Raw genomic sequence first — 13,935 nt, 5'->3', positions numbered from 1 at the left:
GGATGGGCTAGATGAGTTGGACTGCATTACTCATGTTTTTACAGGTTTTCTTTTCCATCATTATCGGCATTTATTTTTGGAACCTCTTAAAAAGCCAACAAACCAATCGAAGTGCATTGGATAAAGAAGCACGTAAAGAAATGGAAAAGTTAAAGTCCATGCGCCAGATTTCTTTGTCTGAGCCTCTTGCCGAAAAGACGCGTCCGGCAAAAGTGGACGAGATCATCGGACAGGAGGAAGGAATTCGCGCCTTAAAAGCAGCACTGTGCGGCCCGAATCCCCAGCATGTATTGATTTACGGCCCGCCGGGAGTGGGAAAGACAGCGGCCGCCCGGGTGATCTTGGAGGAGGCGAAAAAAAGCAGCGTATCGCCGTTTAACAGCGACTCCAAATTTATTGAGATCGATGCCACCACCGCCAGGTTCGATGAACGGGGCATCGCCGATCCCCTGATCGGTTCCGTGCACGATCCGATTTACCAGGGAGCGGGGGCGATGGGGATGGCCGGTATTCCCCAGCCCAAACCCGGAGCCGTAACCAAAGCGCATGGCGGCATTCTGTTTATTGACGAAATCGGGGAGCTGCATCCCATTCAGATGAACAAGCTGCTCAAAGTGTTGGAAGACCGGAAAGTGTTTTTGGAAAGCGCGTATTACAGTTCGGAAGACAGTAATACCCCCACCCACATCCATGATATTTTTCAAAACGGATTGCCGGCCGATTTCCGCCTGATCGGGGCGACAACCCGCACACCGGAAGAAATTCCGCCGGCGATTCGTTCCCGTTGCATGGAAATATTTTTCCGGCCGCTTCTGGCGACGGAAATCGAAAAAATCGCCACCCAGGCGCTCGAGCGCATCCGGTTTGGTTATACACCCGAAGCGATTTCCGTTATCACCAAATATGCGATGAATGGCCGGGATGCGGTGAACATTGTGCAAACCTCAGTGGGACTTGCCATGTCGGAAAACCGTTCGCGGGTGGAAGCGGATGATGTGGAATGGGTGGTGAACAGCAGCCAGCTGAACCCCCGTCCAAATCAAAAAATGCCTCCGACCGCCCAAGTGGGGCTGGCAACGGGACTGGCCGTGTACGGCCCGCATCTGGGCACGGTTTTGGAAATTGAGGTTTCAGCTTCTCCCGCATCTCCCGGGAAAGGAACGATTCGAATCACGGGTGTTGTGGAAGAAGAGGAAATGTCCAGCCAGCAGCGGACATTGCGTCGCAAAAGCATGGCTCGCGGGTCGGTGGAAAATGTGATCACTGTGTTGCGGACCACAGGCGTACGTCCGGAAGATTATCATTTGCATATCAATTTTCCGGGTGGAATCCCATTGGACGGGCCGTCTGCGGGGATTACCATGGCGACCGCGATTTATTCCGCGATCAAAGGAGTCCCCGTTGACAATCAATTAGCGATGACCGGTGAACTCAGCATTCACGGATATGTGAAACCGGTCGGCGGAATTATTGCCAAGGTGGAAGCGGCCAAACAAGCCGGGGCGAAACGGGTGCTGATCCCGGCGGAAAATATGCAGGCCATCTTTAAGAAGATGGAAGGGATTGAAGTGATTCCTGTCGAACGCATTGAGTCGGTATTGAAGTTGGCTTGCGTTCAGAAAGAGGAGACAGAAGTGACAGACGCGGGTGAGGAAGAGAGTATGGGAGAAACATCAAGCCTGTTTACTCCTACGTCTGCGCCTGTATAAAAAGGAACTGATGACGGAGTCACCTTTTGCCCTGTTTCCCTGCCGATCTTGAGGGAATCCGGCATGAGCAGGATGTCATAGACAAAAGAAAACGAATAGGATAAAATCGAACAAAGCTGCAATCAGTTCCTTGTTGACAGCAACGGAGGTGCATATATGGCTGTAAAAGAAGAGGAACGTACATTGCCTTTACTCCCGTTACGGGGACTTATCGTTTTCCCTACTATGGTATTGCATTTGGATGTAGGAAGGGAACGTTCGGTTCGGGCTTTGGAAAAGGCGATGGTGGACGATCATAATCTCATATTGCTCGCGACGCAAAAAGAAGTTCATATAGAAGAGCCAACCCCAGAAGATATATATCAAATAGGAACGGTTGCAAAAGTTCGCCAAATGCTTAAACTTCCCAACGGAACGATTCGCGTGCTCGTCGAAGGCTTAAAGCGGGCGCGTATCGAAGAATTTGTCGGCGATGATGAGTGTTACATTGTTCGCTACCTCGAGCTTGAAGGTGAGGATGAGGGCGGACAGGATATCAAAGCGCTGATGCGCGCGGTATTGGACCATTTTGAACAATACCTTCGTTTGTCCAAAAAGCTCTCGCCGGAGATCTATTCTGTTGTCGTCGATATCGAGGAACCCGGCCGCCTGGCTGATGTGATCACTTCCCATCTTCCTCTCAAGATTGCCGATAAGCAGACGATTCTGGAGGAGACGAACATCCAGGCCAGGTTGGAAAAGCTTCTTTCCATCATCCACAACGAAAAAGAAGTGCTGGAACTGGAGAAAAAAATCAGTTCCCGTGTCAAAAAACAGATGGAAAAAACGCAAAAAGAGTATTACTTGCGTGAACAGATGAAGGCCATTCAAAAGGAACTCGGAGAAAAAGAAGGACGCACCGGCGAAGTGGAGGAACTTCGCGAGAAACTGGCCGAATTGAAAGCAGACGACTCAGTAAAAGAGAAGATCGAAAAGGAAATCGACCGCCTGGAAAAAATTCCGACCAACTCAGCAGAAGGCGGTGTGGTTCGCAATTATATCGATTGGTTGCTGGATTTGCCCTGGCAAAAAGAGACAGTGGATGATCTGAGCCTGGACAAGGCGGAAAGAATCCTGGACGAAGATCATTACGGTCTGGAAAAGGTAAAAGAGCGGGTATTGGAGTATTTGGCGGTTCAACAGATGGTGAAAAAATTGAAGGGGCCGATTCTCTGTCTGGCCGGACCTCCCGGTGTGGGAAAAACCTCGCTGGCCCGGTCGATTGCCCGGGCGCTGAACAGGAATTTCGTTCGCATTTCTCTCGGAGGAGTGCGCGATGAAGCGGAGATTCGGGGGCATCGCCGTACCTATGTCGGTGCAATGCCGGGCCGGATCATTCAGGGAATGAAACAGGCAGGAAGCAGCAACCCCGTTTTTTTGCTCGATGAAATCGACAAAATGTCGATGGATTTTCGCGGAGATCCTTCGGCAGCCCTTTTGGAAGTGCTCGATCCCAATCAAAACCATACATTTAGCGATCATTATATCGAAATTCCGTTTGATCTATCCAAAGTGATGTTTATTACGACGGCCAATGCGATTCATAACATCCCCCGTCCGCTGCTGGACCGGATGGAGGTGCTGTATATCTCCGGCTATACCGAAATCGAAAAGGAAGAGATCGCGAAAAAATACTTGCTTCCGAAACAACTGGAGGAACATGGTTTATCCAAAGAACAGTTGCAAATCCAGTCCGGCGCCGTATTAAAACTGATCCGTAACTATACGAGAGAAGCCGGTGTCCGAAATCTCGAACGGGCCATCGGAACGCTTTGCCGCAAAGCAGCGAAGCACATCGTCGCTGGCGAGAAGAAGAAAGTGGTCGTGACAGCGCGAAATATCGAGTCCTACCTGGGACCGGAAAAATTTCGCTACGGCCGGGCGGAAGAAACGGATCAGGTCGGTGTGGTTACCGGATTGGCCTGGACGGAAGCGGGAGGTGACACCTTGTCTGTCGAGGTGACCCTTTTCCCGGGAAAAGGAAAGCTGACTTTAACCGGTCAGCTGGGCGATGTGATGAAGGAATCCGCACAGGCGGCGTTCAGCTTTATCCGGAGCAGAGCTGAAGAGCTCGGAATCGACCCAGAATTCCATGAAAAAAATGATATTCATATCCATATCCCTGAAGGCGCGATTCCTAAAGACGGCCCTTCCGCCGGCATCACGATGGCTACCGCATTGGTCTCTGCTTTGACGGGCATCCCCGTTTCGCGCGATGTGGCGATGACGGGAGAGATTACCCTGCGGGGAAGGGTTCTCCCCATTGGCGGCTTAAAAGAAAAATCATTAAGTGCTCACCGCGCCGGCATCAAACATGTGATTTGTCCGCAGGATAATGAAAAAGATCTGCAAGATATACCAAAAAGTGTCCGCAAGGACCTCAAATTCACGACGGTCAGTCACATGGATGAAGTGCTGAAGTTGGCGTTAGTGAGGGATCCTTATGCTGGTAAAAAAAGCTGAGTTTGTGATCAGCGCCGTCAAACCGGCGCAATATCCCGAAGACGCCCTGCCGGAAATCGCTCTGGCCGGGCGTTCCAATGTGGGAAAATCTTCGTTGATCAATTGTTTGATCCAACGAAAAAATCTGGCGCGTACCAGTTCCAAACCGGGAAAGACGCAAACGATCAATTTTTATCGCATTAATGATCAATTGTACTTTGCCGATGTACCGGGATACGGCTTTGCCCGGGTGCCGAAAAGCGTTCGCCTGTCGTGGGGAAAAATGATGGAGACCTACCTGACGGGGCGCGAAACCTTAAAAGGCGTGATTCAGGTGGTCGATTTGCGTCATCCGCCGACAGCAGATGATCAGAATATGTATCAATATTTGAAGCATTTTGGCATTCCGGTTATCGTTGTGGCCACCAAAGCAGATAAAATTTCCAGAGGAAAATGGCAAAAGCATTTAAAAGCAGTGAGAGAAGGACTGGAGTTGCATCAGGGCGACCCGTTGCTTCTGTTTTCATCCGAAACTGCATATGGTAAAGAACAGTTATGGAAAGAAATAGAGAAATGCACAGGAAACAGCGAAGGCTCATGATAACAGGATGCTGTGCACAGGAAAGGGTGGGAGTGGATGGGAAAGAAAATCCGTGTGGCCGTACTGTTTGGGGGAAAATCAGGAGAGCATGACGTCTCTTTGTCTTCTGCCGCATCGGTGATTAAAGCCATCGATCCGGAAAAATATGAGGTGATCCCCATTGGAATCACCCGGGAAGGCCATTTTAATCCGGGAAAAAAGTCTCTTCCCATGTTGCAGGGAAAATTGGAGCCGGAAAAAATTGAACAGATCGGCAGCAACCTTCCACAGGTGGTTGAAGATGCCGGGACTGACCTCGACTTTTTCGGCCCGGGAAAAATTGATGTGGTTTTTCCGGTTCTTCACGGTACATTCGGAGAGGATGGAACGATTCAGGGGATGATGGAAATCGCCCAAATCCCGTATGTTGGTGCAGGTGTGCTTGCCTCCGCCGTCGGGATGGATAAGGAATTTTCCAAAAAAGTGTTTGCCGTCGAAGGTCTTCCCCAAGCCAAATATCTGGCCTTCCTGAAATCCGGATGGGCAAAGCGGAAAGAAGAATGGATCGCGAAAATCGAAGAAGAACTGGGGTACCCCTGTTTTGTGAAACCGGCAAACCTCGGTTCCAGTGTCGGCATTTCCAAGGTGAAAAAACGGGATGAACTGATTGAGGCTGTTGAACTGGCCGGACAATTTGACCGAAAAATCATTGTGGAAGAGTTTATCCCTGCCCATGAAGTGGAAGTGGCCGTGTTGGGAAATGACGAGCCGAAAGCCTCGGTTCCGGGGGAAATCGTCTCTTCCAATGAATTTTATGATTACCGGGCAAAATATGTGGACGGGAAATCGGTGATGCGCATTCCCGCCGATTTGCCCGGGGAGGTTGCCGAAAAGCTTCGCGATTTGGCCATCCGTGCTTTCAGGGCGATTGATTGCAGCGGGTTGGCACGAGTTGATTTCTTCATCCGCAAAGATAACGGAGAAGTATTAATCAACGAAATCAACACTATGCCCGGTTTCACCCCTTTCAGCATGTATGCCAAGCTGTGGGAGCATTCCGGCATCAGCTACAGTGAACTGATTTCCCGCTTGATTGAACTGGCGCTGGAACGGTTTGAAGAGAAGAAGAATTTAATCACTTCCTTTGAGGTGAAGTGAACGAAAAGGCTGTTGGCAAAGAAGGTCAACAGCCTTTTTTTGTCGAAAAATATTTGTATATTTGTATAATTTAATTCGGTTTAGACAACAAGAAGGGAGCATCAAAATGTTTGGAACAATGAGGCTGGCAAGATCCTTGGCGATGATGGCTCTTGCGGTTTTATTCTCTTTTTTGGTCATGCATGGATCGGCCCAAGCCTACACCGGGAAAATTCTGTTTGATCAAGGGCATGGTGAAACGGCGGGAAATGCGGATTGGACCATTAACGGGGCCTATTCGGAATTGGCGGATGCCTTGCGGAGCGATGGTTATACCGTGGCCTCAACCGCTTCCTCACTGACGGATACCTTGCTCAGCCAGTATGATGTATTGGTTTTGCCGGAGCCGAATATAAACTTCAGTTCATCAGAAAAATCGGCCATCATCCGTTTTATCCAAAACGGAGGCGGGGTCTACTTCATCGCCGATCACAATAACTCCGACCGGAACAATGACGGTGTCGATTCGGTCGATATCTACAACAGCTTTGTCAATACGCTCGGTTTCACATTTAACTATGCTTCGCTGTCAAAGGATCCCATTACCGATATACGCAATTCTCCCGTCACTTCCGGCGTCTCTGCAGTCGGGTGCTGGGGTGGTACGACAATCAAAGTCGGGACAAGCAACAGCAGCATCGTAAAAGATATCTATCTGAACGCTGATCCGTTTCATATCCACGGTTCCTATGGCAATGGCCGTTTTGCGGCTCTTGGTGACTCCTCCTTGTATGATGATGGCACAGGGAATCCCGGTGACAGCTTACACCCGAACTGGTACGATTATGACGATTCCATCCTGGCTGTAAATACGATTGAGTGGCTGGCAGGGGATCGCTGAGACAAAGAGCAATAACGAGTAAAAGCCCGGTGATCCGGGCTTTTACTCGTCTTGTGCGGTTAAGATGAGGGGGCCTTCCGGCATGATGGCAATGGTGTGTTCATATTGTGCGGACAGGCTGCCATCCACCGTTTTGGCCGTCCAGCCGTCCGGCATCAGCCTGACATGATGGGAACCGAGATTCAGCATCGGCTCGATCGTGAACACCATGCCTTCCTGAATGAGCGGTCCTTGTCCGGGAGGGCCGTAATGGGGAACTTCGGGTTCTTCGTGTATATGTTTGCCGATTCCGTGGCCGATGAAAGGGCGCACCACGGAAAGTCCCTGAGATTCGGCATATGTCTGAATCGCGTGGGAAATGTCGCCGATGCGATTGCCTGAACGCGCTTTGGCAATTCCACGGTAAAGCGCTTCTTTTGTTACCTTTAACAGCCTCTGCGCCTCAGGGGAGATTTTTCCGACAGCATAGGACCATGCTGAATCGGCCAGCCAGCCATTTAAGTTGACGACCAAGTCGATGGTGACGATATCTCCTTCAGCAAGCGGGGTTTTGCGCGGAAATCCGTGGCACACCTCATCATTGACCGAGGCGCAGGTAGCGTATGGGTAACCCATATAGTCTTTTTGTTCGGGAGTGGCTCCATGCTGCATCAAGTAATTTTCCACCCATTGGTCGATCTCCCAGGTGGTCACCCCCGGACGGATCCGCTTGCGCAGTTCCCGGTGGCAGGCAGCAAGAAGTTTGCCTGCTTTGTGCATGAGCGCAATTTCTTCCGGTGTTCGTATGGATATCATTTGCTTCGCTCCGATGAGAAATTTTGAGTATCTAGTATCTATATACTATGCCCCAATTATTTTCTGGTGACAAGGAACAAGCCGAGAATAACGACAAAAACCGGCCAGATTCCGTGCAGAATCGAGGTGATGGGTGAGATGACCGGAAGATTGGCAATGCCAGGATAGGCAAAAATCCCGGTAATCACCATAATGCCCCCGACAATGCCCGTAATGTGGTTTTTGGAAATGGAGAAGGAAAACAGTACCGCAATCCCAAATAACACAAGCAACAGGCTCCAATGTTTAGGCCATCCGTCGACATATTTTATTCCCCAGATGGAGAGGCCCAGAGCGGTGATCAGGCCGGTCCACAGGGTAAGAACATGATTTCGCTTGGACAAAGCAAAAAACATGAGAATGGCGCCGAGCAAAAAGAGAATAAAAGGCCAGGTGAGAAGAGATGTGATCGAAGCCAGATCCGATTTGATCAACATGAGCAATATCCCTGCAAGAATGAGGATAAGTCCGGTCAGCTTCACTTTCATCAGTTGTTCGCTCCTTGAATGAAAGAAGTAGATTTTTCCTTTTTAATCTTAACACAATTTGCATAAAATGGAGCGACAATGTTTAAACGGATCAGCTGTGGCGGCGTCCCCATTTTTGCTCGACCCAGGCGATCAGCTGGTACATAATCGTCGCAATAATCGCCACGATCACAAGGCTCAGCATGACCAAATTGAGATTGAATACCTGAAAGCCGTAGATAATCAAATAACCCAGTCCTTCTTTGGAGACCAGAAATTCACCGACGATGACGCCGACCCAGGACAAGCCGACATTTACTTTTAAAGCGGCGATGATGTCCGGTATACTGGCGGGGAAGATAATGGTGCGGAAAATCTGAGCGCGAGTGGCGCCAAAAGACCGCGCCAGGATCAGATAGCTCTCATCGACGCTCTGAAAGCTGGTATGGATTACCAAAGTGGTGATGATGATCGTGATGGCGATCGCCATGGCGAGAATCGAGGGAAACCCGGCTCCCATTGTCACGATAAAAAGGGGACCGAGGGCTACTTTGGGCATGCTGTTGATCACGACCAGATAAGGATCGAGCACGCGGGACAGGAAAGAAGAGGACCAGATGAGCGTTGCCAGAGCGACGCCGCTGGCCGTGCCCAGGATAAAACCGGCGATCGTTTCCGCTGATGTCATAAAGATGTGATGAAAAAGCGCACCGGACTGGACCAGCTGGTTTGCCTGTTCCCAGATGCGGGACGGACTGCTGAAGAGGAAAGGATCAATCCAGCCGTTGTTCGCTCCCCATTCCCATCCCCAGATCAAGCCGAGCAACAGAAGAAGGCGAATCAGCCAAATCCAGACAGTGCGAATGTAGAGGCGACGAAGATAGGCGGCGTGTTCCGGACTGGCTGCGCCTTTTTTTATCCATTTCACGGTTTTTCCACTTCCCTCCAAAGTTCTTCAAAGATCACCCGGAAGGCGGGATGGCTGCGCGCTTTGAGCGGCGGCAAACTTCTCAGTTCTTCGGGGACATGGATCTGGTGCCGGATCTCGCCCGGTTGCCCGCCCATTACGAGAATCCGGTCACCTACGGCAATCGCTTCTTCCAGATCGTGTGTGACGAGTAGCGCCGTTTTGTTTTCTTCCTTTAACGCCCGGGCGAGCAGATCTTCGAGCAGGATTTTGTTTTGGATATCCAACGCGGAAAAAGGTTCATCCAGCAATAATATATCTGGTTCGACGGCCAAGGTTCGCACCAGAGCGACACGTTGTCTCATTCCGCCGGATAATTGGGACGGATAGTGATGACTGACATGCTTTAGCCCCATTTTTTCCAGCAGATCCCTCGCCTTGGCGATTTTGTCCGGGGTGGCCTGACCCTGAATTTGCAGTCCGAACAGCATATTTTGTTCCACAGTTCTCCACTCGAGCAGTCCGTCTTTTTGCAACATGTAGCTGGTGCGAAAAGAAGGGCCGTCAATTTTTTTGCCGAACAGTCGGATTATGCCTTTGGTCGCGGGGAAGATCCCGGCGATCAGTGAAAGGATGGTGCTTTTTCCGCAACCGCTGGGGCCGACGAGAGCGACAAATTCGCCTTCATCCACTGAAAAGGAAACGGAACGGATCGCCGTCACTTCTTCTTTTTTCGTAAAATAGGCATGGGTTAAATTTTCAATCTGCACAGCCGGTGGCGAATTCATCTTCGATCCCCCCTTTTTATTGTTTTTGTTTGGTTGAAACCTCTTTGGCAAAGGAAGTGTCCACCAGCTTTTGATAGGGGATTTTAGCCGGAAGTTCGCCTGCTTGGGACATGACCGTCAATAAGCGGTTATACTCTTCTTCATCGATGATGGTGTTTTTGGCATAGGAATCCTGCTCTTTGTAGCGCTGAATGACGCGCACAAGAATGTCGCGGTCGGTATCGGGGAATTGCGGGGCGATCACGTCGGCAATTTCCCCGGGGGTATGGGTGGCGACCCAGTCTTGTCCTTTTTGGACGGCGCGGGTAAAACGCCGGATTATGTCAGGGTTCTGTTTGATATAGGATTGATTGGTCATGTAGCAGGTATAGGGAACATGGCCGCTGTCCTTGCCGAAGGAGGCAACGATGTAGCCTTTTTTTTCTTTTTCGATTTTGGAGGCCATTGGTTCAAACAGTTGAACGAAATCGCCGGTTCCGGCGACAAAGGCGTTTGCCAGATTCTGATAATCGACATTCTGGATGATTTGGACATCTTTGTGCGGGGTGAGACCGTGTTTCCGTTGCACGTATTCACTGATCATTTCCGGCATTCCTCCGCGCCGTTGCCCGAGCAGGGATTTACCCTTGAGCATCGACCAGTCAAAGTGGGGAATCGGCTGGCGGGAAACGAGAAAGGAACCGTCCGTTTGGGTCAATTGTGCGAAGGCGGTGATCGGATGTGCAGAGGACCGGGCTGTCACATAAATGGCCGCTTCAGCTCCGACCAGGACGATATCGGATTGGCCTGCGACCAGTGTTGTCATGGTTTTATCGCCCCCGTTGCCATTGGACAGCTGAATGTCCAGGCCTTGTTCCTTGAAAAAACCTTTTTCCAAGGCAACATATTGAGGAGCATAGAAGAGTGAATGGGTGACTTCCACCAGTCGGATTTGCCGCAGTCCGGACCGGGAAGAGGAGGAAGAGCAAGCGGTTAAAAGGAGAACGATGACGAGCGCCAACACGAAACCAAACGATCGAGTCAAGCGGTTCATGGGCGTCACCTCTCAAAGTGGTCTCAGTAACCGGAAGGTGGTGTCGAACCGGTAAACAAAAGGTATTTTCGCAAACTTCCGCCATTTCTTATTATTATTATACACAATCTGGGCTTCAAAATGTGTTCACAGGGCGAAACTTGGGATTTGAAATCTCTGTGATATAATGGATATTGAATTTTATTCACTTTTGCCCGGATTGCCGAGTCAAGAGGAAGGCTGTTCCGGGATTCGAGGTGAAACGAAGTTGCATATTTTAACAGTCGGATTAAACCATAAAACAGCACCAGTTGAACTGCGTGAACGATTTTCTTTTGCTGAAGACCGACTTGAACTTGCCTTGAGAAGTTTACGTGATATGAAAAGCATCATGGAATGCGTGATCGTCAGCACGTGTAACCGTATGGAACTTTATGTGGTCTGTGATCAATTGCATACAGGAGATTATTATACCAAAACCTTTCTGGAAAGCTGGTTTCGCATTCCCCGCCAGGAGTTTGCCGACCATCTTTATGTAAAAGCGAATCAGGAAGCGGTGCGGCATCTCTACCATGTAGTTTGCGGCCTCGATTCTCTTGTGATCGGGGAAACACAAATTTTGGGTCAGGTGAAACACGCCTTTTTGACCGCTCAGTCGACGGGGACGACGGGAACCATCTTCAATATGTTGTTTAAACAAGCGGTGACCTTCGGAAAACGCGTTCACTCGGAGACGGAAATCGGGCAAAATGCCGTGTCTGTCAGTTATGCTGCCGTTGAGCTTGGGAAAAAAATGTTCGATTCCTTTGCCGATAAAACGATTTTGCTCATCGGTGCGGGGGAAATGAGCGAGCTGACGGCGAAGCATTTTTATTCGACCGGGGCGGCGCGCGTCCTGGTGGTGAACCGCACCCTGGACAAAGCAGAGGAGTTGGCTGCCAGGTTTCACGGTGAAGCCCGGGCATGGGATCAATTGCTTTCCGCGCTGGCTGAAGCTGATATCGTGGTCAGCTCAACCGGGTCCCGGGTACCTGTTTTGACAAGGGATATGGTCGCTCCGATTGCTGCTCGGCGGCGCTCTCCGCTGTTCATGATCGATATTGCGGTACCGCGCGACATAGAGCCCTCCATCCATGAATTGGATCAAGTTTTCTTGTATGATATAGACGATTTGCATGGAATTGTGGATTCCAATCTCGCGCTCAGGGAGCAGGAAGCGAAAAAAATCGCCGTCTGGATTGAACAAAAACAAAAAGAATTTGATGAGTGGATGGAAACTTTGGGTGTGGTGCCGCTCATTACGGCGTTGCGCGAAAAGGCGCTGGCGATTCAGGAGGAAGCCGTCCTGCGCATTGAACGGAAGCTGCCGGACCTGACGGAAAAACAGCGCAGAGTGATTCGCAAACACACAAAGAGCATTGTGAATCAGTTGATGCACGAGCCGATCGTCCGTGTCAAGGAACTGGCGACCACACCGAAGAAAGAAGCGGCGCAGGAGATGTTTGTCACCTTGTTCGCTTTGGAAAAACTACTGGATGACAACGGGGACAAGACATCTGAAAAAGTGAAACACCCGGCGTTTACGAGCGGGAAACTGATCCGCACTTAAAGGGGGAGCAGCCCGTGTTCGCCGAACGTTGGTTCTATGATTTCATGATTTATGCCTATGCGCTCAGCTTGCTGTTTGCGCTGGCTGATTTCTTTCATCCAACCAGGAAGTCCGGGTGGATTTCCTATCTGTTTCTGGCGGGCGTTTGGGTGATGCAGACGTTCGTATTTGTAATGGGGCTCGGGCATTATGTTGCCTTGTCAATTCCGCTTGATGCCCTGTTTATCTATTCATGGATTTTGATCGGATTTACGCTTTTGATGCATTTGATCTATCGCATGAACATCTTTTACTTCATCGCCAACTTGATCGGATTTATCGTTTTTGCGATCAATCTGTTCATTCCCCGGCAGGGTTCTGAAGAATTGACGCATCTCCTGCTGAAGGAATTGGTCTTGATCCATGTTGCCATGGCGATGATGGCTTATGCCGCCTTTTCACTGGCGAGTATCGGTTCCGGATTGTACCTGGTCAACAACCACTTGTTGAAGCAGAAAAAATGGAACCTTCTTTTGCGCCAGCTGCCGAGTCTGGGCTGGTTGGAGTGGTTCTCCATCTGGCTGGTGGTCGGAGGAACCGGATTTTTCATTGCCGCGATGGTTTTGGGCGTGATCTACAGTTACCAGGCGATTGGGCATATGTTTTGGACAGACCCGAAAGTTTGGGGATCGTTTTTGGTGACGCTCCTTTATGGCTGGATCTTGTACCGCTGGGGGAGAAAACAGATGATGGGCCGCCGGTTGGCCTGGTGGAATACGCTTGCGATTTTGGCTGTGTTGATCAACTATGTGACCATGCGATCCAGTGACTCGGTTCATCACTGGTTTTAGACAAAGGAGCTAGAATACGATGAAACCGTTATACGCCATGATGGTGGATATAACCGGCCGGCGCTGCCTGGTTGTGGGGGGAGGTTCGGTGGCGGAACGCAAGGCGGCCGCGCTTCTGGAAGCCGGAGCGCTGGTCAAAGTCGTCAGCCCGTCAGCCACCCCCCAAATTCAAAAGTGGGCCCTGCTCGGCAGAGTCGAGTGGAAAAATCGACCGTACGCACCGACGGACGGAATTGGCTGCTTTCTCGTCATCGCCGCTACTGATGACAACCAAACCAATGAGGCGATCTATCGCGATGCCAAGGAGCGGGGGCAGTGGATCAATGTCGTTGATCAGCCTGAACTGTGCAATTTCACCGTTCCCTCCACAGTGAAGCGGGGACCGTTGCAGATCGCCATTTCCACCGGTGGAGCCAGCCCGTCGCTCGCGAAAAAGATCCGCCAGGACCTGGAAAAATCGTTTGGTGAAGAGTACGAACGCTACCTCGGTTTATTGCAGGAGATGAGAGAAAAAGTCCGCGCAGAAGTAAAAGATCCGAGACTTCGATACAGCTTGATGAAAGAATTGGTGTCGGATGAATGGCTGATCGAGTGCCGGCGTGATCCGGAGGGAGTCAGGGGGAAAATGCTTGGCTTCATTCAGTCTCATTTATCCGTACAAGCCTAGAAAGGAGGGAGAA

The 13,935-nt window shown here is 50.4% G+C and carries 13 protein-coding genes; 8 read left to right on the top strand and 5 right to left on the bottom strand.

Annotated features, from left to right (window positions below; genetic code table 11):
- The first annotated feature begins 11 nt into the window (after nt 1-11).
- From lonB to I8U19_RS02070, 5 genes are all read left to right on the top strand, one after another.
- A complete protein-coding gene (gene lonB / locus I8U19_RS02090; RefSeq protein ID WP_033099246.1) occupies nt 12-1,709 on the top strand; it encodes an ATP-dependent protease LonB in 1,698 nt (565 codons plus the stop codon).
- A gap of 156 nt (nt 1,710-1,865) precedes the next feature.
- Entirely contained in the window at nt 1,866-4,211 is a 2,346-nt protein-coding gene (lon, locus tag I8U19_RS02085; protein ID WP_033099245.1) for an endopeptidase La, read from the top strand.
- Nucleotides 4,192-4,791: a ribosome biogenesis GTP-binding protein YihA/YsxC gene (gene yihA / locus I8U19_RS02080; RefSeq protein ID WP_198055042.1), complete on the top strand. Its 600-nt coding sequence runs from the start codon at nt 4,192-4,194 to the stop codon at nt 4,789-4,791. The genes lon and yihA overlap by 20 nt, the downstream gene beginning before the upstream one ends.
- A gap of 36 nt (nt 4,792-4,827) precedes the next feature.
- Nucleotides 4,828-5,928, top strand: coding sequence for a D-alanine--D-alanine ligase (locus I8U19_RS02075; RefSeq protein ID WP_198055041.1), 1,101 nt, complete (start codon nt 4,828-4,830; stop codon nt 5,926-5,928).
- A gap of 106 nt (nt 5,929-6,034) precedes the next feature.
- On the top strand, nt 6,035-6,808 hold the full coding sequence (locus I8U19_RS02070; protein WP_052153866.1) for a Gldg family protein: 774 nt from the start codon (nt 6,035-6,037) through the stop codon (nt 6,806-6,808).
- 42 nt (nt 6,809-6,850) lie between these two features.
- Here the strand turns inward: I8U19_RS02070 and map are convergent, their stop codons facing one another.
- The 5 genes from map to I8U19_RS02045 form a co-directional block, all read right to left on the bottom strand.
- Nucleotides 6,851-7,603: a type I methionyl aminopeptidase gene (gene map / locus I8U19_RS02065; protein WP_198055040.1), complete on the bottom strand. Its 753-nt coding sequence runs from the start codon at nt 7,601-7,603 to the stop codon at nt 6,851-6,853.
- A gap of 56 nt (nt 7,604-7,659) precedes the next feature.
- A complete protein-coding gene (locus I8U19_RS02060) occupies nt 7,660-8,130 on the bottom strand; it encodes a hypothetical protein (protein ID WP_033099241.1) in 471 nt (156 codons plus the stop codon).
- A gap of 91 nt (nt 8,131-8,221) precedes the next feature.
- Nucleotides 8,222-9,037 (bottom strand): ABC transporter permease, encoded by an 816-nt coding sequence (locus I8U19_RS02055; protein ID WP_370589211.1) that lies wholly within the window; start codon nt 9,035-9,037, stop codon nt 8,222-8,224.
- A complete protein-coding gene (locus I8U19_RS02050; protein ID WP_033099240.1) occupies nt 9,034-9,804 on the bottom strand; it encodes an ABC transporter ATP-binding protein in 771 nt (256 codons plus the stop codon). The genes I8U19_RS02055 and I8U19_RS02050 overlap by 4 nt, the downstream gene beginning before the upstream one ends.
- 16 nt (nt 9,805-9,820) lie before the next feature.
- Complete coding sequence (locus I8U19_RS02045; protein ID WP_198055039.1) at nt 9,821-10,837, bottom strand: ABC transporter substrate-binding protein; 1,017 nt, start codon at nt 10,835-10,837, stop codon at nt 9,821-9,823.
- A gap of 247 nt (nt 10,838-11,084) precedes the next feature.
- Between I8U19_RS02045 and hemA the strand changes: the two genes are divergently transcribed.
- From hemA to I8U19_RS02030, 3 genes are read left to right on the top strand one after another with little or no spacing between them, the layout of a single operon-like run.
- On the top strand, nt 11,085-12,425 hold the full coding sequence (gene hemA, locus I8U19_RS02040; protein ID WP_198055038.1) for a glutamyl-tRNA reductase: 1,341 nt from the start codon (nt 11,085-11,087) through the stop codon (nt 12,423-12,425).
- A 14-nt stretch (nt 12,426-12,439) separates the two neighbouring features.
- The gene (ccsA, locus tag I8U19_RS02035) at nt 12,440-13,255 is read left to right on the top strand and encodes a cytochrome c biogenesis protein CcsA (RefSeq protein WP_052153865.1); all 816 of its coding nucleotides are present in this window, start codon (nt 12,440-12,442) and stop codon (nt 13,253-13,255) included.
- A gap of 19 nt (nt 13,256-13,274) precedes the next feature.
- A complete protein-coding gene (locus I8U19_RS02030; RefSeq protein ID WP_198055037.1) occupies nt 13,275-13,922 on the top strand; it encodes a precorrin-2 dehydrogenase/sirohydrochlorin ferrochelatase family protein in 648 nt (215 codons plus the stop codon).
- Nucleotides 13,923-13,935 lie beyond the last annotated feature (13 nt).

The sequence above is a fragment of the Thermoactinomyces sp. CICC 10523 genome (assembly GCF_016055105.1).
Classification (GTDB): domain Bacteria; phylum Bacillota; class Bacilli; order Thermoactinomycetales; family Thermoactinomycetaceae; genus Thermoactinomyces_A; species Thermoactinomyces_A daqus.
This window is presented reverse-complemented; position numbering and strand designations above follow the sequence as displayed.